Origin of the sequence: Pseudomonas sp. Fl5BN2 (assembly GCF_009908205.1) — a bacterium.
Lineage (GTDB): Bacteria > Pseudomonadota > Gammaproteobacteria > Pseudomonadales > Pseudomonadaceae > Aquipseudomonas.
In genome coordinates, this window is the sequence record NZ_JAAARL010000002.1 from 52,517 (window position 1) to 69,752 (window position 17,236).

General features: G+C 61.4%; 14 protein-coding genes, 1 other RNA gene and 1 pseudogene. 5 read left to right on the plus strand and 11 right to left on the minus strand.

Features of this window, described 5'->3' with window-relative positions; all coding sequences use genetic code 11:
* Nucleotides 1-35: 35 nt before the first annotated feature.
* The 3 genes from GV819_RS02600 to dnaX all read right to left on the minus strand — a co-directional run bounded on the left by GV819_RS02600 (nt 36) and on the right by dnaX (nt 3,803).
* The gene (locus tag GV819_RS02600; RefSeq protein ID WP_161753215.1) at nt 36-1,079 is read right to left on the minus strand and encodes an NADP-dependent oxidoreductase; all 1,044 of its coding nucleotides are present in this window, start codon (nt 1,077-1,079) and stop codon (nt 36-38) included.
* Between the two features lie 240 nt (nt 1,080-1,319).
* Nucleotides 1,320-1,658 carry a YbaB/EbfC family nucleoid-associated protein gene (locus tag GV819_RS02605; protein ID WP_161753217.1) on the minus strand — a complete coding sequence of 113 codons (339 nt, stop codon included), beginning with the start codon at nt 1,656-1,658 and terminating at the stop codon, nt 1,320-1,322.
* A gap of 66 nt (nt 1,659-1,724) precedes the next feature.
* The gene (gene dnaX / locus GV819_RS02610; protein ID WP_161753219.1) at nt 1,725-3,803 is read right to left on the minus strand and encodes a DNA polymerase III subunit gamma/tau; all 2,079 of its coding nucleotides are present in this window, start codon (nt 3,801-3,803) and stop codon (nt 1,725-1,727) included.
* 137 nt (nt 3,804-3,940) lie between these two features.
* Between dnaX and GV819_RS02615 the strand changes: the two genes are divergently transcribed.
* Nucleotides 3,941-4,711 (plus strand): substrate-binding periplasmic protein, encoded by a 771-nt coding sequence (locus GV819_RS02615; protein WP_161753221.1) that lies wholly within the window; start codon nt 3,941-3,943, stop codon nt 4,709-4,711.
* Here GV819_RS02615 and GV819_RS02620 read toward each other — a convergent pair.
* The 3 genes and pseudogenes from GV819_RS02620 to GV819_RS33610 form a co-directional block, all read right to left on the minus strand.
* The gene (locus tag GV819_RS02620) at nt 4,684-6,402 is read right to left on the minus strand and encodes a putative bifunctional diguanylate cyclase/phosphodiesterase (RefSeq protein ID WP_161753223.1); all 1,719 of its coding nucleotides are present in this window, start codon (nt 6,400-6,402) and stop codon (nt 4,684-4,686) included. The two genes, GV819_RS02615 and GV819_RS02620, sit on opposite strands and share 28 nt — an antisense overlap.
* A gap of 18 nt (nt 6,403-6,420) precedes the next feature.
* Nucleotides 6,421-7,530, minus strand: a complete 1,110-nt coding sequence (locus GV819_RS02625) for a methyl-accepting chemotaxis protein (protein WP_434738395.1) — start codon at nt 7,528-7,530, stop codon at nt 6,421-6,423.
* Between the two features lie 174 nt (nt 7,531-7,704).
* Nucleotides 7,705-7,986 (minus strand): annotated as a pseudogene (locus GV819_RS33610) (PAS domain-containing protein); the annotation flags it as partial.
* Nucleotides 7,987-8,430: 444 nt separating this feature from the next.
* Between GV819_RS33610 and GV819_RS02630 the strand changes: the two are divergent.
* The 3 genes from GV819_RS02630 to GV819_RS02640 all read left to right on the plus strand — a co-directional run bounded on the left by GV819_RS02630 (nt 8,431) and on the right by GV819_RS02640 (nt 10,309).
* Nucleotides 8,431-8,745 carry a helix-turn-helix domain-containing protein gene (locus tag GV819_RS02630; RefSeq protein WP_161753227.1) on the plus strand — a complete coding sequence of 105 codons (315 nt, stop codon included), beginning with the start codon at nt 8,431-8,433 and terminating at the stop codon, nt 8,743-8,745.
* Between the two features lie 145 nt (nt 8,746-8,890).
* On the plus strand, nt 8,891-9,262 hold the full coding sequence (locus GV819_RS02635; protein ID WP_161753228.1) for a VOC family protein: 372 nt from the start codon (nt 8,891-8,893) through the stop codon (nt 9,260-9,262).
* 153 nt (nt 9,263-9,415) lie between these two features.
* On the plus strand, nt 9,416-10,309 hold the full coding sequence (locus GV819_RS02640; protein ID WP_161753230.1) for a DUF2167 domain-containing protein: 894 nt from the start codon (nt 9,416-9,418) through the stop codon (nt 10,307-10,309).
* Nucleotides 10,310-10,342: 33 nt separating this feature from the next.
* On the opposite strand, the gene GV819_RS02645 is transcribed toward GV819_RS02640, so the two are convergent.
* On the minus strand, nt 10,343-11,275 hold the full coding sequence (locus GV819_RS02645) for a DMT family transporter (RefSeq protein ID WP_178125930.1): 933 nt from the start codon (nt 11,273-11,275) through the stop codon (nt 10,343-10,345).
* Nucleotides 11,276-11,387: 112 nt separating this feature from the next.
* Here GV819_RS02645 and GV819_RS02650 point away from each other — a divergent pair, with 112 nt between their 5' ends.
* Nucleotides 11,388-12,254, plus strand: coding sequence for a LysR family transcriptional regulator (locus GV819_RS02650; protein ID WP_161753234.1), 867 nt, complete (start codon nt 11,388-11,390; stop codon nt 12,252-12,254).
* A 129-nt stretch (nt 12,255-12,383) separates the two neighbouring features.
* Here the strand turns inward: GV819_RS02650 and GV819_RS02655 are convergent, their stop codons facing one another.
* The 4 genes from GV819_RS02655 to ligA all read right to left on the minus strand — a co-directional run bounded on the left by GV819_RS02655 (nt 12,384) and on the right by ligA (nt 17,148).
* Complete coding sequence (locus tag GV819_RS02655; RefSeq protein ID WP_161753236.1) at nt 12,384-12,887, minus strand: GrpB family protein; 504 nt, start codon at nt 12,885-12,887, stop codon at nt 12,384-12,386.
* Between the two features lie 232 nt (nt 12,888-13,119).
* Nucleotides 13,120-13,216: signal recognition particle sRNA small type (ffs, locus tag GV819_RS02660), an RNA gene on the minus strand.
* Between the two features lie 274 nt (nt 13,217-13,490).
* The gene (locus GV819_RS02665; protein WP_161753238.1) at nt 13,491-14,657 is read right to left on the minus strand and encodes a zinc-binding metallopeptidase family protein; all 1,167 of its coding nucleotides are present in this window, start codon (nt 14,655-14,657) and stop codon (nt 13,491-13,493) included.
* 118 nt (nt 14,658-14,775) lie between these two features.
* Entirely contained in the window at nt 14,776-17,148 is a 2,373-nt protein-coding gene (gene ligA, locus GV819_RS02670; protein WP_161753240.1) for an NAD-dependent DNA ligase LigA, read from the minus strand.
* Nucleotides 17,149-17,236 lie beyond the last annotated feature (88 nt).

Consider the following 17,236-nt stretch of genomic DNA (forward strand, 5'->3'; position numbering starts at 1 on the left):
CGAGACGCGGTTTATACCCGCGCCTCGGGGTAGCGTCAAATGCTCGCGTCCGAGGCGACCTTGATCACCAGCTTGCCGAAGTTGCGCCCTTCCAACAGGCCGATAAAGGCTTGCGGCGCCTGCTCCAGGCCCTCGACCACGTCCTCCTTGAACTTGACCTTGCCTTCGCGCACCCAGGGCGCCATGGCCTTGATGAACTCCGAGTGCCGGTCGCCGTAGTCGTCGAAGACGATAAAGCCCTGGATACGCACCCGCTTGGTCAGCAGCGAGCGCTGCAACAGCGGCAGGCGGTCCGGGCCCGGAGGCAACTCCTGGGCGTTGTATTGGGCGATCAATCCACACAGGGGAATACGCGCCTTGGGATTGAGCAAGGGCAGTACCGCATCGAACACCTTGCCACCGACATTCTCGAAGTAGATGTCCACGCCCTTGAAGCAGGCCTGCGCCAGCTCATCGGCGAAGTCGGCGCTCTTGTGGTCGATGCACGCATCGAACCCCAGCGCCTCAACCACGTAGCGGCATTTCTCGGCACCGCCGGCTACGCCCACCACCCGCAGCCCCTTGAGCTTCGCTACCTGCCCGACCACGGAGCCAACCGCGCCGGACGCAGCGCCCACCACCAGGGTTTCCCCGGCCTTGGGCTGGCCAATGTCCATCAGCCCCATATAAGCCGTCATCCCGGGCATGCCCAGCACACCCAGGGCCATGGACGGGCTAGGCAGGCCCGACGGCACCGGGATCAGGCTACGGCCATCGCAAATGCAGTGGCTTTGCCAACCGGTGGCGCCCACCACCAGATCGCCCTCCTGGAACTTCGGGTTCAGCGAACGCTCGACCCGACTGACAGCTCCACCGGTCATGACCTCGCCTATCTCCACCGGGGCGGCATAGGACGGCGCGTCACTCATGCGCCCGCGCATGTAGGGATCCAGGGACAAGTAGAGGGTCTTCAATAACACCTGGCCATCCGCCAGTTCCGCCAAGGCCACGCGCTCCAGGCGGAAGTTTTCCGGAACCGGCGCGCCCTGGGGACGGGACACCAGCACCACACGCTGATTGAGGGTCAATGTCTGCGGCATCCTGGACACTCCTTTAAGCAAGCTTGAATGAAACTGCATAGGGTGCAGACCCTGGGCGGGCCCTGGCGTTCGATGTTTCTAGCAAAGGGCGTGATCCAGCCTTCACCGAACAATCAGCGCCTACAACAGCTCAAGCCCAGGCAAGAGCTGTCTTGCCTGGGACGATGCGCTTATCGACAGCACAAAAAAAGCCAGGCTCGAGGCCTGGCTTGTTTAATCCATCCAATGCACCTGGACGAATCAGAATGGCAGCTTCATGCCGGGTGGCAGTTGCATGCCAGCGGTCATGCCGGACATTTTGTCCTGGCTGTTGGACTCGATCTTGCGGACCGCGTCGTTCACTGCAGCGGCGAACAGGTCTTCCAGTACTTCGCGGTCGTCTTCGCTGACACCTTCCAGCAGGCTCGGATCGATGCTCACACGCTTGATGTCGTGACGACCGGTCATGACCACAGTGACCATGTCGCCGCCGGCCTTGCCGGTGACTTCAGCGTTGGCCAGTTCTTCCTGCATCTTGGCCATTTTTTCCTGCATCTGCTGTGCCTGCTTCATCAGGCCGGCCATGCCACCTTTCATCATGGGAATTACCTCAAATTACGCGGATAGAAACAGCGCCCGACCCGTGGCCCGGCGCCCTTTAAGTGATCAGCCCTGGGCGGCCAGGGCCTCGACAGGTTCAATAGTATCGTGACGCACCACCGCACCGAACTCCTTGACCATCTGCTGGATGAACGGATCCGCGTGGATCGATTCCTCCGCCTCGCGCTGGCGGTTGGCACGGCGTCGTGAGGCTGCCTGGGCCGGGGTTTCCTGCTCGGGTTTGATCAGCTCGATCGCGAGGTTCAGGGTGCGCCCATGGTGCTGGTTCAACGCATCGTTGAGCCGGCGCTGCTGGGTGGCGTTGAACAGTGCGCTGTGGGCCGGGTCCAGGTGCAGCAACCAATTGTCACCGTCCACAGCCATCAGTGTGCAGTTGGCGGCGATGCTCCCGGTCATGCCGGAGATCGGCAATTTCGGAAACAGTTGCAACCACTCCAGGGCCAGGCCGGTGGCCGGCTGGGCAGCAGGTTCCGGTTCGGGTTCAGGAGCTGGCTCGGCGGCGTGCTCACTGGCCAGCTCATCGAGGTAGCTGTAGGCCGAATCCATATCCGGCTCGATGTAGTCCTCGTCCAGCGGCGGCTCATCGTCCAGGTCGATCCCCGGAGTGGCGGCATCGACATCGGCAACGCTTGGCTCGGGCACCGGTGCATTGACCCATTCCGGCGCATCCGGCACCACGCTGTCCGGGGTAGGCGTCGGCATCGGCGTCAGTTCGGGCTGTTCGGCGGCCACCTCCAACACCGGTTCCACAGCCGGTTGCTGTTCGATCGGCGGCTCCGCCGGGTCGTTCCATGGCAGATCGATCACCGCTTCGGCGACCACCGGTTCAGGCGCGACTGCAACCACCTCGGCAACAGGCTGCGCGACGGTTTCAGGCGCGACCACAGAAGCCACCGCCGGAGCAACCGGGGCACTGGCAACAGGAGCAACAGCAGTTACAGGCACAGCAGGTGCTGGTACCGCCACGGCTTGGGCGGAATCAACTGTGGCCTGGCTGATCCCCACTGGCTTTAGTAGCTGTCTCGGTGCATCTGCGGTATCCGCCGGGCGGAACGCCAGCATCCGCAGCAGGACCATTTCGAAGCCTCCTCGCGGATCCGGCGCCAATGGCAGGTCGCGACGGCCGATCAGGCCCATCTGGTAATAGAACTGCACGTCTTCGGCTGGCAGCGCCTGGGCCAGGGCCAGCACCCGGTCACGGTCGCCCTGTCCGTTGTCGACCCCTTCCGGCAGCGCCTGGGCAATCGCTACCCGGTGCAAGACGTTGAGAATTTCCGAAAGCACGCCGTTCCAGTCCGGGCCCTGCTCCGCCAGATGACGCACCGCTTCCAGCAATGCCTTGGCGTCGCCGTTGATCAGCGCATGCAGGACGTCGTAGACCTGACCGTGATCAAGGGTGCCGAGCATCGCCCGTACATCGGCGGCCATGACCTTGCCTTCACCAAAGGCGATGGCCTGGTCGGTGAGACTCATGGCATCACGCATCGAGCCGTCGGCAGCGCGACCCAGCAGCCACAGCGCGTCGTCTTCGAACGGCACATTCTCCACGCCGAGGACGTGGCTCAAGTGCTCGACCACGCGCTCGGGGGTCATGTTCTTCAGGGAGAACTGCAAGCAGCGGGACAGGATGGTCGCCGGCAGCTTCTGTGGATCAGTGGTCGCCAGGATGAACTTGACGTAGGGTGGCGGCTCTTCGAGAGTCTTGAGCAAGGCGTTGAACGAGTGGCTGGAGAGCATGTGCACTTCGTCGATCAGGTAGACCTTGAAGCGCCCGCGGCTCGGTGCGTACTGCACGTTATCCAGCAGTTCACGAGTGTCCTCGACCTTGGTCCGGCTCGCGGCGTCGATCTCGATCAGGTCGACAAAACGCCCCTCATCGATCTCGCGGCACACCGAACAGGTGCCACACGGCGTGGAAGTGATGCCAGTTTCACAATTCAGGCATTTGGCAATGATTCGCGCGATGGTGGTCTTGCCCACCCCGCGAGTGCCGGTAAACAGATAGGCGTGGTGCAGCCGTTGGCTGTCCAAGGCATTGATCAGAGCCTTGAGCACATGGGTCTGGCCGACCATTTCGCGGAACGAGCGCGGACGCCATTTACGTGCAAGAACCTGATAACTCATCGAAAACCGTCGCAACTGGAAAGCGGAAGCCGGTAATGCTAGCGGAGCAAGGGCGAAATTGCATCCGGCGCGCTCGTCTAATCTGTCTAAGCTGCATTTTGCAAAGGATTGCCCGCCCGTTGAGCCGTGGAGATCATATGCGTTTGACTTGGGGCGCCCTGCTTCTCCTCAGTACCGGCCTGGAGGCCGCAGAGCCGCCTTTGCGCTTTGTCATCGCCGACAGCTGGGCCATGCCGACCATCCAGGTCGAGGGTGATCAACCCACCGCCGGTATCCTCTACGACACCATGAACAGCCTGGCCCGGCACTTGGGCACCCACGCCGAGTTCCACGTCCTGGCCCGGGCCCGGGTGCAAAACGCCATGGCCCAGGGTGAAGTCGATATACGCTGCTACGCGGCCCAGGCCTGGTTGCCGAACCTGTCCGGGGATTATCTATGGAGCGTGCCACTGTTCGAGCAACGCAACCTGCTGGTGAGCAGCAGCCAGATTCCCGCCGTGGTCAATCTGCAGGAGTTGTCCCGCCAGCACATCGGCACCGTCCTCAGCTACACCTACACCCCCTTGCAGCCGTTGTTCGACGCCAACCAGCTGATTCGCGATGACGCCCGCAACGAGGAACAGGTATTACGCAAGCTAGTGGTCGGGCGTTACCGCTACGCCATCGCCAGCCAATGGACCTTGGACTGGTTCAACAAGACCCAGGCATCAGGCAACCCGCTGTACAGCGTCGCCATGCTCCAGGAGCAAGCCGTCAGCTGCTATGTGCGCAACGACCCGGCGGTGCCTGCACAGCGGATTCTGCGGACCCTGCAGAAAATGAAGGTGTCCGGCGAGATCGATGCCATCGTCCAGCGCTACGTCGACCTGCAGCCCCACGCTCAAGCCTCTGGCACTGCCTCACCCTGAACTGCGCCGCAGCGCCATGGCCGTGGTGGCTCGAAGCTCAGCACCCAGGTCAAAACCGCATCGGCCGGCATCGGCGCGGCAATAAAGTCTCCCTGAACCACCTCACAGCCCAGAGCCATCAGTTGCTCGCCATGCGCCAGGCTCTCCAGCCCCTCGGCGACCACCTGCCGGCCAAATGCCCGGGCCAGGCCCACCAAAGCCTGGATCAGCGCCTGATCGTCCCTGTCGTGAAGTATGTCGCGGACAAACAGCCGGTCGATCTTGATGGTCTGGGTGCGCAGTCGCTTGAGGTAGCTGAGGGATGAATTGCCGGTGCCGAAATCCCCCAGGGAAAACTGCACGCCAAGGCCCTGGCACGCATCGAGGCAATCGCTGACCCGCTGGATATTGTCGACCGCCACTGACTCGACGATCTCCAGGTCCAGCAATTGCGGCGAGACATCCGGGTAATGATCGAGCATGCCCTTGAGCCGCTCGACAAAATCCGTGCGCTGAAAATGCCGCGCCGCGATATTCAGGCTTACCGGCCAGGCATGCCCCGCCGCTTGCCAGCATTGCACCTGGGTCATTACCTGGTCCATGACCCACTCGCCGATGTCGACGATCAGGTCGGTCTCCTCCACCGGTGGCAGAAACTCCTGGGAGGCGAGCATGCCGCGCTGCGGGTGCTGCCAGCGCAGCATTGCCTCGAACCCCACCACCGCACCGCTACGCATATTGACCTTGGGCTGGAAATACAGGTGCAGCTCGCCAGTATTCAACGCTTGGCGCACCTGTTCGACGGTCTGGTAGGTGACCATCACCTCGCGATCACGCAGGACATCGAACAAATGGAAGCGATTGCGCCCGCTTTGCTTGGCTACGTACATGGCCTGGTCGGCGTGGCGCAACAAGGTGTCGGCGTCATGGTTATCGGTGGGGAACAGGGTCACGCCAATGCTGGCAAAGACGTTGATGTCCTTGCCCTGGATCGTATACGGCTGGGAAATGGTGGTCAGCACCCGCTGCAACGCTGCGCGCAACTCAAGCATGTCGCGCACATAACGCAGGATCAGCACAAACTCGTCACCGGCCAGCCGCGCCACCACATCCTCACCACGGATGATCGAGCGCAGGCGCGCAGCCACTTCCACCAGCAGCAGGTCACCGCAGGCGTGTCCGTAGCCATCGTTGACTGCCTTGAAGCCGTCGAGATCAAGCATGCACACCGCCAGGGGAATATCCTCCTGACGGGAGAATTCCAGGGCCTGATGCAGCAAGTCCGACAGAAAGGCCCGGTTGGGCAAGCCGGTAAGTACGTCATGTCCGACCCGCCATTGCAGCGAGTGCAGCAACTGGCGCTTCTCGCTGACATCGAAACGGATCGATACGTAACGCACCACCTTGCCAGAGCGCTGATCCACCAGCGGCACCATGGTGCTGTCGACCCAGTACAGGCTGCCGTCCTTGGCGCGATTACAGATCTCGCCCTTCCACACCTGTCCCTGGGTGATGGTCTGCCACAGCCCGGTAAAGAACTCTTGCGGGTGCAGCCCGGAACTGAGCATCCGGTGGTTGGCACCGATCAGCTCTTCGCGGCTATAGCCCGACACCTGGCAGAACAGGTCATTGACATAGGTGATGCTGCCGCCGAGATCAGTCTCGGAGAAGATGGCGGCGGCATCGACGGCCCTGCGGTATTTCTCATCCATGAGTCAAACTCACTGTCGCTAGCGGTTGAACCGCTCGACCAGGGCACGCAACCCGGAAGAGATGTTTTCCAGCTCAGCGCCGCGAACCACTCCGGCGCTGGCATTCTCGGCAGTGCGCTGCACCGTGGCAGCAACACTGTTGATCTGTTCGGAAACCGATTCGGCTACATGTGACTGCTCCTGGGATGCCGCGGCCATTTGCTGGCTCATGTCAGTAATGCGCTCAACCGCCGCGCCGATCCCCTGCAAGGCCTGCTGCGCCTGCAACACCTGTTGCACGCCCTGTTCGGCTTCCTCTATGCCCAGGCTGGCAATTTGCACCGCTTCATCGGCACCGGCCCGCAGGCTCTGGATGATCCCCTGAATCTGCTGGGTCGATTCGCGAGTCTTGCCGGCCAGGGCCCGCACCTCGTCGGCGACCACGGCAAATCCGCGGCCTTGCTCACCGGCCCTGGCGGCCTCGATCGCGGCATTCAGGGCCAGCAGGTTGGTCTGGTCGGCAATCGCCTGGATCATGCTCGCCGCCACCATGATGTCCTGGGTCTGTCCGGCCAGGTCGCCCACCGCCTGGTTGATCTGGGTGACGGTGCGGGCCAGCAGCTGGATGGCATCGCGCGAAGTGCCCGCCACCTGGCTGCCCTGCTGGGCCAGGAGGTTGGCGGTATGGGCCTCGCTGGCGGTGTGCTGCACATGTTCGGCCACCTCGGTGATCGAGGCGGCCATCTGGGTCATGGCGGCAGCGGTCATGTCGGTCTCGGCCCGCTGCTCCAGCAGGGCCGACTCGGTGCGACTGGACAGCAGGCTGGAGTCGGCCGCCGCCGTAGCCATCTGCCGCGCCAGATCGCTGAGACGGGTCAAGGCGGTTTTCAGCCGCGCCTCTTCGCTGACCAGGACCATCTGCAACTGCGCCGCCGGCCCCAGCGCTTCGCTGTAGGCCAGGGCACAGATCGGATCGGCAAAGGTGTTCGGGGTGCTGCTGACAATCTGCTTGAGCTGCTGCCCCAAGCGCCGCTGGGCCAGCAGCCCGACAGCGACGAACCCCGCAACCGTCACCCCTTGCGCCGCCGCCGTTGGCAGCCAGTTGAACGCCGCCAGGCAACCCACCGCCACTGCCACCGGCAGCAGCAGCGGACGGGCTGCGGCTTCCATGCGTCGCCAGACCGAGACCGGCGACTTGTCGGCCCGCAACCGCGCATACAGGACCTCGGCGCGACTCACCTGCTCCCGGGTCGGCTTGACCCGGACCGACTCGTAACCCACCAGCCGTCCATCCTCGAGAATCGGCGTGACATAAGCACTGACCCAATAGAAATTGCCGTTCTTGCAGCGGTTCTTCACCACGCCCATCCAGCTCTGGCCGGCCTTCAAGTAGCCCCACATCGACTCGAATACCGCCGCCGGCATATCCGGGTGGCGCACCAGGTTATGGGGGCTGCCAACCAGCTCGGCCTGGCTGAAACCACTCATGGCAGCGAACTCGGCATTGCAATAGGTAATCTGACTATTGGTATCGGTGGCGGATATGAGCCGCTGCTGGTCGGGAAAGGTCTGCTCAATAGAGGTGACCGGCAAATTGAGACGCACTTTAGAACTCCATAGACAGCCTGCGATCAATAGTTACCGGAGCCCGGCAATAGATTGATTCGCGATGTACTTTCCAGGCAGTACGACTCAATCGAAAGGGTCGCCCTGATTGCAGCCGTACAGCGGTTTGCGCGGCAGTTGACCGTCGATTCGACGGAGATCAACTAGGATCAGATAAGGCGTCAGGCAGGGACGACAGACGGACTGTTGGCGGGATTAACGAGACGTTCTAGCCTCTACCAAGTCCTCGGTTTAGGTGAACAAGGGAAATGCAATGATTTCTTGTTTCATAAACCTGCCTTCTGAAACTAGATCACCAAATACCTGTTCGAAGCGCCGATTCTACGAAATACATCACATTTTGCAAAGCAAGGTGATGAATCATGGTGTTGTCTAATGCAAAGATTTATCGTTAAGTTCTTGATTCTAAATGGGAATTGAGCGATGCAAATTTCAAGTTTGGGTGCAGCCATCAGGCGCTATCGAAAGTTAGCGGGGCTTACTCAGGCTGAACTAGGTGAAAAAACCGGTTTTGACCCAAAAACCATCAGCCGCTTCGAAACCGGCACCTACACCCCCAGCGTTGAAGCTCTATTTCTGCTAGCCGAAGTACTGGGAGTGAAGCTGAAAGCCTTCTTTGCCGATCTGGGTGACGAAGAGGAACAGCGGGCTTATTTGTTCGGTGTCATTCATAAAGCCACCCCGAAGGATCTGGGAAAGCTGATAGCAGCGGTAGACCAGGCCTTGTCCAAGCCTTGAGCCCCGCAACAAATCAACAAGAAGAGGCACACTTATCAACCCTGATAAGTTGGCCTCTTTTTTAATCCATGACTCCTGACAGGAACTGACAGCCTCCGCGCATAAGCTCGTGCCTGCAGCACAGCCCAAGGACCCTGGAGTCGTCATGATCAGCAACACCTATTTCCTGCTCTATGTGGACAGCCCCGCCGTCAGTGCGGAGTTCTACCGCCGCCTGCTGGATAAACCGCCGGTGGAGTCATCGCCGACCTTTGCCCTGTTCATTCTCGACTCGGGGATCAAGCTCGGCCTGTGGTCCCGCCATACCGTGGAACCGAGCGCCCAGGCTGCCGGGGGTGGCGGCGAACTGGGCTGGGCAGTGGACAGTCGCGAAGCGGTGGATGAACTTCATCGGCACTGGCAAGCCCTGGGAATGACCATTGCCCAAGCGCCGAGCGTGATGGATTTCGGCTACACCCTGGTCGCCCTCGATCCGGACGGGCATCGCTTGCGCGTGCTGCACCTGACTGCCGACTAGGCCGATGACAATCAGCCGGCGCGAGCCCCAGCACCGCCCTTCTACTGCCAGCTCTTCGCCGGCTGACAGAAATAAATAGAAACGTCTCATTGAGCCGACCGGTACTCATCGTTATCCTCCCCGCCGACTTGTCACCGTTTGTAAGGGAATACGATGAAGTACCTGCACCTCCTCATGGCGGCGGCCATCCTCTGCGCCACACCATTCTTTGCTTGTGCCGCCACCTCGAATGAGGGCAAGGACGCCGAGCCCCAGACCGCCGAGCAATTTCTCGCCTCGCTCTCCCAGCGCCACGGCAACATCAAGCTGCCCGGGGATATTGCCAGCCTCGACCTGAGCAACGAGTTTTACTACCTCTCTCCCAAGGACACCGAGAAGCTGCTCACTGAAGGCTGGGGCAACCCGCCAGGCTTCAGCACCCTGGGCATGATCGTGCCCAGCGCGGTCAGCCCGCTGTCCGCCGAAGGCTGGGGCGTGATCATCAGCTACAAGGATGACGGCCACATCTCCGACGCCGACGCAGAGAAGATCAACTATCAGGACCTGCTCAAAGAGATGCAGGAAGCCGACAAGGAAGACAATCAGCAGCGCAAGGAACAGGGCTACAGCGCCATCCACCTGCTGGGCTGGGCCGAACAGCCGAGCTACGACGCGCAGTCCCACAAGATGTACTGGGCCCGCGAGCTCAAGGCCGAAGGGGCAGAGAGCAACACCCTGAACTACAGCATCCGCGTGCTGGGGCGCGAAGGCGTGCTGGAACTCAATGCTGTCGCCTCCATGGACGACCTGGCCACCATCAAGCGCGAAATACCCAAAGTGCTGGCCTTCACCAACTTCACCGACGGCAACCGTTACGCCGACTACAACCCGAGCACCGACAAGCTGGCCTCCTACGGCCTGGCCGCACTGGTAGCCGGCGGTATCGCCAGCAAGGCCGGGCTGTTCGCCAAACTCGGGGTATTGCTCCTGGCCGGCAAGAAATTCATCGTCCTGGGCGTACTTGCCATCGCCGCGTTCGCCGGCAGGCTGTTCAAGAAAAAGAGCTGATCTACCGAGCACGACGCCCCGCTCCCAGGGGCGTTATGGCTTATCAATCACCCCGCGCGCGTCCTGACGCGCCCTTGGCAAGATCGTCGATCGGCCGAGGCGCCGCTGCCGCCAACGCCCCTCCAACTGCATGGCCATCACACTGCCCAGCACCACCGCCGCCCCCAGCACCACGCCAGATTGCACTGATTCACCCAGTACCGTTGCGGCCAACAGCATCGCCACCGGCGGGATCAGGTACATGGCGATTGACGCCCGACTGACCTCAACCCGCGCCAACACATAAGCCCAGGCCAGATACGCCAACGCACTGGGAAACACCCCCAGCAGCAACACCGCCACATTCACCCGCCACGACGCCTGGAGCACTGCCTGCGCCAACCCCGGCGTATACACCGACAATAACAACGTACCGCACCAAACCATGTAGCAGACCGTGGTCAAGACCCCGTAGCGTCCGGAAAAGCGCCGCTGCAAGACGAAGTACAGCCCCCAGGAGAACGCCGCCAACAACACCAGCAAGCCGCGAGGCTCGATCGCCCCTAGCCCCTTGTCACCCACAACCACCAGCACCGCCCCCGCCAGCCCCATCACCACACATCCCCAGCGCCAACCGCTGACCGGTTCCTTGAGCCAGAAAAAGGCAATCAGCGAACTGAAGATCGGCGCCGATTGCGCCAGCACGCTGGACGCCCCGGCACTCAACCCTTGCTGCCCATAGTTGAGGCTGACGTGATGCAGAGCGATGGCAAAGAACCCCAGCACCAGCAACCAGGGCAGATCGCGCCAGTGCGGCCGGGATATTTTCATCAGCAGTGCGATCCCTGCCATGAACAGCGAAGCAATCAAAAAGCGCAGCAGTGCCAAATGCCCAGGGCTGTAGCCCTCAAGGCCGATATGAATGCCCACCGGCGAATAGCCCCAACAGAGAATGACCGCAGCAGTAGCCAGCACCAGCTTGAACATCGGCGAAATCGTCACAAGGAAGACACCCTGATAGAAAGAACAGCAGTGTCCCGCCCTCTACAGCTCACCACAATTAACCGATACTGAGCTCATTCCTCACTGGAAATGAGCAATGGAACTGACCCAACTGAAGATGGTGAAGGCCGTAGCCCGCACCGGCAGCATCGCCCGCGCGGCCGAGCAACTGCATTGCGTGCCGTCCAACATCAGCAATCGCCTCAAGCAACTGGAAAGCGAACTCGGCACCCCGCTGTTCACCCGCGCCGGGCACGGCCTGAAAATCAGCCCTGCCGGGGAAATCTTCCTTGGCTACAGCGAGCGCATCCTGGCCCTGGTGGACGAAGCCAAGCGCGCGCTGGACAGCCAGGCCGAACCCTGCGGCCTGCTGCGCCTGGGCTCGATCGAATCCTGCGCAGGCGGACGCCTGCCGCCACTGCTGGCGGAATACCATCGGCGTTACCCACAAGTCAGTGTGGAATTGGTGACGGGCACCTGGTCGCAACTCTTTGATGAACTGCAGCACCAGCGCATCGACGGCGCGCTGGTGGCCATCGACAGCCTGCCGGCGAAACTGCAGCAGACGGTGCTTTACCGCGAACCCCTGGTGCTGATTTCCAGCGCCGCCAGCGCGCCGATCCGCAGTGCCAATGACCTGCAGGGGCAAACCCTGTTCATGTGGCCACCAGGCTGCCCCTATCGCCGCGCCCTGGAAACCTGGCTGGGTAAACATGGGCTGGACCTGCCGATTACCGGCTATGCCAGTTGGGGCACCATCATCGGCTGCGTCAGCGTGGGCGCGGGTGTCTCGCTGATTCCGCAAGGCGTGCTGGAACGCTACTCGCAATCGGCGACGCTGACCGTGCAGCACTTCAGCGACCTACTGCCAGTGGACAACCGCTTTGTCTGGCACAAGGATGTGCAACGGCATCCCGCGAGGGATGCGTTTGCACAATTGTTGCGGGAAAAACTGGGGGCATGACAGGGGCCGTTTCACCCCGCAAACGAACCAAGCGATTCGGCGTCGCATATTGCGGTGCGATTTCACAAGCACTACGGGCTATCACCCAGAGAGTTGCGAGCGGTGACTTAACCGGGAGTCAGGCACTCGTCATTGCGGATGCCGCTCCAACACAGCCGCGATGAAGGGTGCCTTTTGTGCGAGATATTCGCCAATACCCTGCCGATTGCTTGCTTCGAGCCGAAGCTTCAGGTCCTGGTATTGCTGGCGGAGGTCGCCGTCCTGTCGCAACAAATCGCGAAAACGCAGCATACGCCCAATCTGCTCATGGCCGCCGGTGCAGACATGCACCTTGTGGGTTCGCACACCGTCGACATCTCGCCGATAAAAGTGATGCCCCACTGAAAGATCGCTGCCCCGGACATAACCCAACGTGCTCATGAAAGCATTGCGCGCCGCTTCCCCCCGGTGCTCCGAGACCACAACCAAGAGATCGATCTCCGGCTTGGCCGCCAGCCCAGAGACCGCGGTGCTACCGACATGATGAATAGCCACCAGCTCGCCGCCAAATCCCTTGGCTATGCGGTCTTTCTCGGCGAGGAATCCAAGTGGCCACTGACAGTCGTAAAGGGAAATTTTACTGGTTAACGCCATTACCACTCCTTTCTCCGCAGAAGCATCTCGAGAGATCAATCTCGGCTAGCAATCCCTGGCATCTCGGCTGAGGCCTGTGTCCAGCGTTTTCGAACAGCCCGGAGTTGAAAATATGGCGGCGATTAAATCACAGGCACGAAAAAATCCACGCAGCCAGGACGCTGTGCAGAGACGAAATTTTATGGGTTCTGATCAAACTCGTTGAGGACCAACGAGAGCGTTATGGAGGCAACCCCACCAGCCACACCCCGGCACACAATGTTCCCGCTGTGGCTGCTGCCTTCCGGCTCTGACCAGGTTCACGGGTAATCGTTGCGGGGGGACCGATGGGGTCACCATAACGACGCTTGCCTGTCGGCGAGCCGCGCCATTGTACCTATCTGAGTTGAACTTACAACCGCTCGTTGCAGATTAAAAAATCTGATGAGCTTCAAGCACTTGGATGCCGCACCGAGTAAACCCCACTGCCCTCCCCCGACACACGCCTGCCACACCTGCAGAGCCCCCTCCGTAGTGCAGGAACAATCCTGCTCGCGATGCAGGGGCTGCGGAATAACGTTGATACCTTCGCGAGCAAGCTCGCCCCTCTACCACAGCCAGCGGTCAATCCAGGGACAGTACCTCGTCAGCACAGCCACCTTCCTGCTGGATCACCAAGTGGATGAAATGCAGTTTGGCGATCACCGCAGGGGGCAGGATGAAAGGGTAGAAGTCCGGCTGCCCCATGCTGCGTGACAACTCGTTGAGCATGCCCGCCAGTTCGATCCAGGCATTGACGAAGGCCAGGAACGCCGGACCACCGGGATGCTGCGGATCGTACAGGGTGGCCAGGAGAAATGGCTGGTAGTCGAGATCCATGTCGCGAGCGCTCATGCCGAAACCAAGGGCGGTGTCCACCGCGTCCATCATGTGCAGGTAGTGGGCCCAGGTTTCTGCCCAGTCTTCCCAGGGGTGCATCGTGGCATAGGCGCTGACATGGCTCTGTTGCCAGCCAATCGGTGCGCCTTCCTGGTAGTGCCGGTCCAGGGCTTCGGCGTAGCTGTAGCGCTCGTCACCAAACAGGCTGCGAAAGGGTTCCAGCCACTGGCTATTGGCAATCAAGCGGTCCCAGTAGTAGTGCCCCACCTCATGGCGAAAATGCCCAAGCAGGGTACGATAAGGCTCGTGCATCTGCGCCCGAACCTGTTCGCGATGGGCGTCGTCAGCTTCCTTGATATCCAGGGTGATCAGGCCATTGGCATGCCCGGTAATAGGCGCCCTGCCCTCCAGGTCGATACCGATGAAGTCGAAGGCCAGCCCAGCATCTTCGTCTTCGCTCTTGGGGATGACCTGCAGCCCCAGGTCAACCAATTGCGCCACTAGCCGGCGCTTGGCGATTTCCACCTTGCGCCAACGCTCAGGATTCTCAGGCACCGAAAGATCGGGAATAGTGCGATTCAGACTACAGGCCACACACAGGCTGCCGGTCAGGTGGGCAGGCAGCAACCAGTTGCAGGCTGCAGGGGTATCGAGATTGGCGCAGCGTTTGAACGCACCCGCTTCGGGCTTGGCATCGAACACCCAGGTTTCAGCCGCAGGCCCTGGCTGCAGAGAGGATAAACAACTCAATGGCGCGGCATAGCCAAGCATGGCCGAACAGGCCAGGCACTGGCTGTTGCGAAAGAACAGCGACTGCCCGCAGCGGCACGACCAGAGCTTGCCATTGCGTGAACGATCACCCACAAAGGGCGCGGCGATTCGGGAACTGAGCTGCTCGAAGAAACGGTACATGACGAATCCTCCCTGAGGCTGCCAAGACTAGATCATCCCGGCTGCGTCATCGTTCCCTCAGCCTTGTAGGAGACGGCTTACCGGCGAAAGGCTTCACCGGCAAGCCGCCCCTTGCCACTCAGGCCGGAATGGAGATGCCGTGCTGCGCAAGGAACGCAACGAAAGCCTCTTCGTCCAGCACCTTGAGGCCCAGCTCGCTGGCCTTGGCCAGCTTGGAACCCGCGCCAGGACCGGCCACCACACAGTGGGTTTTCGCCGAGACGGACCCTGCCACCTTGGCACCCAGGCTTTCCAATTTGTCCTTGGCCACATCACGGCTCATCAGCTCCAGGGAGCCGGTGAGCACCCAGGTCTGCCCTGCCAAAGGCAAGCCCTCAACGACCTTCTTCTCGCTTTGCCAGTGCATGCCGAACGCCTTGAGCTGGTCCTCAATGGCCTGGGCCAGCTGGGCGTTGCTCGGGTTGTCGAAAAACTCGCGTACCGACTTGGCCTGTTTCTCTGGCAGAGCCTGGCGCATATCCAGCCAGTCAGCAGCAATCACCCCCTGCAGGGAGCCGAACTTGTCCGCCAGTTTCTGCGCGGCGCCCGGGCCCACCGAGGGGATATTGAGCTTGTCGAGCATGCCGCCCAGGGTGGTACTGGCGGCGAACTCCGCGCCCAGATCGCCCTGATCCTGCAACACCAGGCCGCACTGGTCCTCGGCCAGCAAGGCACCGATCACTTGCTGGTTATGGCTGTCTTCAAAGAAGCTATGAATCTCGTGAGCCACTTCCAAGCCCACGTCCGGCAGATAGGTCAGCACCTGGGGCAGTGCCTGCTGGACCCGCTCCAAAGCTCCCAGGGAACGTGCCAGCACCTTGGCGGTTTCTTCACCGACATCCGGGATACCCAGGGCATAGATGAACCGCGCCAGCGCCGGGCGCTTGCTGTCCTCAATAGCCTTGAGCAGCTTGTTGCTGGAAACCTCGGCAAAGCCTTCCAGGTCGATGATCTGTTCGTACTTGAGCTGGTAGAGATCTGCCGGCGAGGCAATGAGCTTTTCATCCACCAATTGCTCGATGGTCTTGTCCCCCAGGCCTTCAATGTCCATGGCGCGACGGGAGACGAAGTGGATGATCGCCTGCTTGAGCTGGGCAGCACAGGCCAGGCGGCCGACGCAGCGATACACCGCACCTTCGCTGACGGTTTCCCGGCCTTTGCTGCGCTTGACCAACTGCGTGCGCTCAACGTGGGAACCACAGACCGGACAGCTCTCGGGAATCTGCACCGGCCGGGCATTCTCGGGACGCCGCTCGGCGACCACCTGCACCACTTGCGGAATCACGTCGCCGGCGCGACGGATGATCACCGTGTCACCAATCATCAGACCCAGGCGCGCCACTTCGTCCATGTTGTGCAAGGTGGCATTGGATACGGTGACCCCAGCCACCTTGACCGGCTTCAAGCGCGCGACAGGAGTTACCGCGCCAGTGCGGCCGACCTGGAACTCCACGTCCAGCAGCTCAGTAAGCTCCTCCATCGCCGGGAATTTATGGGCAATGGCCCAGCGCGGCTCCCGGGCACGGAAGCCCAGCTCACGCTGGGAGGCAATGCTGTTGACCTTGAACACCACGCCGTCGATTTCATACGGCAGCGCATTACGTCGCTCACCGATCTCACGGTAATAATCCAGACACTCATCGATACCCTTGGCCAGCCGCAACTCATGACTGATGGGCATGCCCCAGCGCTTGAGTTGCTCCAGGTTGCCGATATGGGTGTCGGCGATATCGGCGCTCACCTGGCCCAGCCCGTAGCAGCAGAATTCCAGGGGCCGGCTGGCGGTGATCTTCGAATCCAGCTGGCGCAGGCTGCCTGCGGCGGCATTGCGCGGGTTGGCGAAGGTCTTGCCACCCGACTCCAGCTGCGCGGCGTTCAGGCGCTCGAAACCGGCCTTGGACATGAACACTTCACCGCGCACCTCCAGAGTTGCCGGCCAGCCGCTGCCTTGCAGCTTGAGCGGAATGTTGCGCACGGTGCGCACGTTGACGCTGATGTCTTCACCGGTGGTGCCGTCGCCACGGGTAGCGCCACGCACCAGCACACCGTCCTGGTACAGCAAGCTGACCGCCAGGCCATCGAGCTTGGGCTCGCAACTGTACTCCACCGCCGCACCACCACCGAACAGGTCGCCCGCCGGCAGATCCAGGCCTTCGGTGACCCGTCGATCGAACTCGCGCATGTCGACTTCTTCGAAGGCGTTGCCCAGGCTGAGCATAGGGACTTCATGACGCACTTGAGTGAAGGCCGAGAGCGCTGCACTGCCGACGCGCTGAGTAGGCGAATCGCTGGTTACCAGTTGCGGATGCTCGGCTTCCAGGGCCTTGAGCTCGTGGTACAGCCGGTCGTACTCCACGTCCGGGATGCTCGGCTCGTCGAGCACGTGGTAGCGGTAATTGTGCTGGTCCAGCTCAGCGCGCAGCTCAAGAATGCGGGTTTCGGCGGCGGTCATGGGAGGTTCTCTCAAAAAGCAAAAGAGCAGCCTAGGCTGCTCGATCTGAAGATAGGGGCACAGGCGTCGCTGGCAAGCCAGCACCTAC

Bases quoted from the DNA above. Each gene is read 5' to 3' on its own strand.
- GV819_RS02650 (WP_161753234.1), top strand. From the start codon at position 11,388: ATGGAACTGACCCAACTGAAGATGGTGAAGGCCGTAGCCCGCACCGGC.
- GV819_RS02645 (WP_178125930.1), bottom strand. From the start codon at position 11,275: ATGTTCAAGCTGGTGCTGGCTACTGCTGCGGTCATTCTCTGTTGGGGC.
- GV819_RS02655 (WP_161753236.1), bottom strand. From the start codon at position 12,887: ATGGCGTTAACCAGTAAAATTTCCCTTTACGACTGTCAGTGGCCACTT.
- GV819_RS02640 (WP_161753230.1), top strand. From the start codon at position 9,416: ATGAAGTACCTGCACCTCCTCATGGCGGCGGCCATCCTCTGCGCCACA.
- ligA (WP_161753240.1), bottom strand. From the start codon at position 17,148: ATGACCGCCGCCGAAACCCGCATTCTTGAGCTGCGCGCTGAGCTGGAC.
- GV819_RS02600 (WP_161753215.1), bottom strand. From the start codon at position 1,079: ATGCCGCAGACATTGACCCTCAATCAGCGTGTGGTGCTGGTGTCCCGT.
- GV819_RS02605 (WP_161753217.1), bottom strand. From the start codon at position 1,658: ATGATGAAAGGTGGCATGGCCGGCCTGATGAAGCAGGCACAGCAGATG.
- dnaX (WP_161753219.1), bottom strand. From the start codon at position 3,803: ATGAGTTATCAGGTTCTTGCACGTAAATGGCGTCCGCGCTCGTTCCGC.
- GV819_RS02620 (WP_161753223.1), bottom strand. From the start codon at position 6,402: ATGGATGAGAAATACCGCAGGGCCGTCGATGCCGCCGCCATCTTCTCC.
- GV819_RS02665 (WP_161753238.1), bottom strand. From the start codon at position 14,657: ATGTACCGTTTCTTCGAGCAGCTCAGTTCCCGAATCGCCGCGCCCTTT.
- GV819_RS02630 (WP_161753227.1), top strand. From the start codon at position 8,431: ATGCAAATTTCAAGTTTGGGTGCAGCCATCAGGCGCTATCGAAAGTTA.
- GV819_RS02615 (WP_161753221.1), top strand. From the start codon at position 3,941: ATGCGTTTGACTTGGGGCGCCCTGCTTCTCCTCAGTACCGGCCTGGAG.
- GV819_RS02635 (WP_161753228.1), top strand. From the start codon at position 8,891: ATGATCAGCAACACCTATTTCCTGCTCTATGTGGACAGCCCCGCCGTC.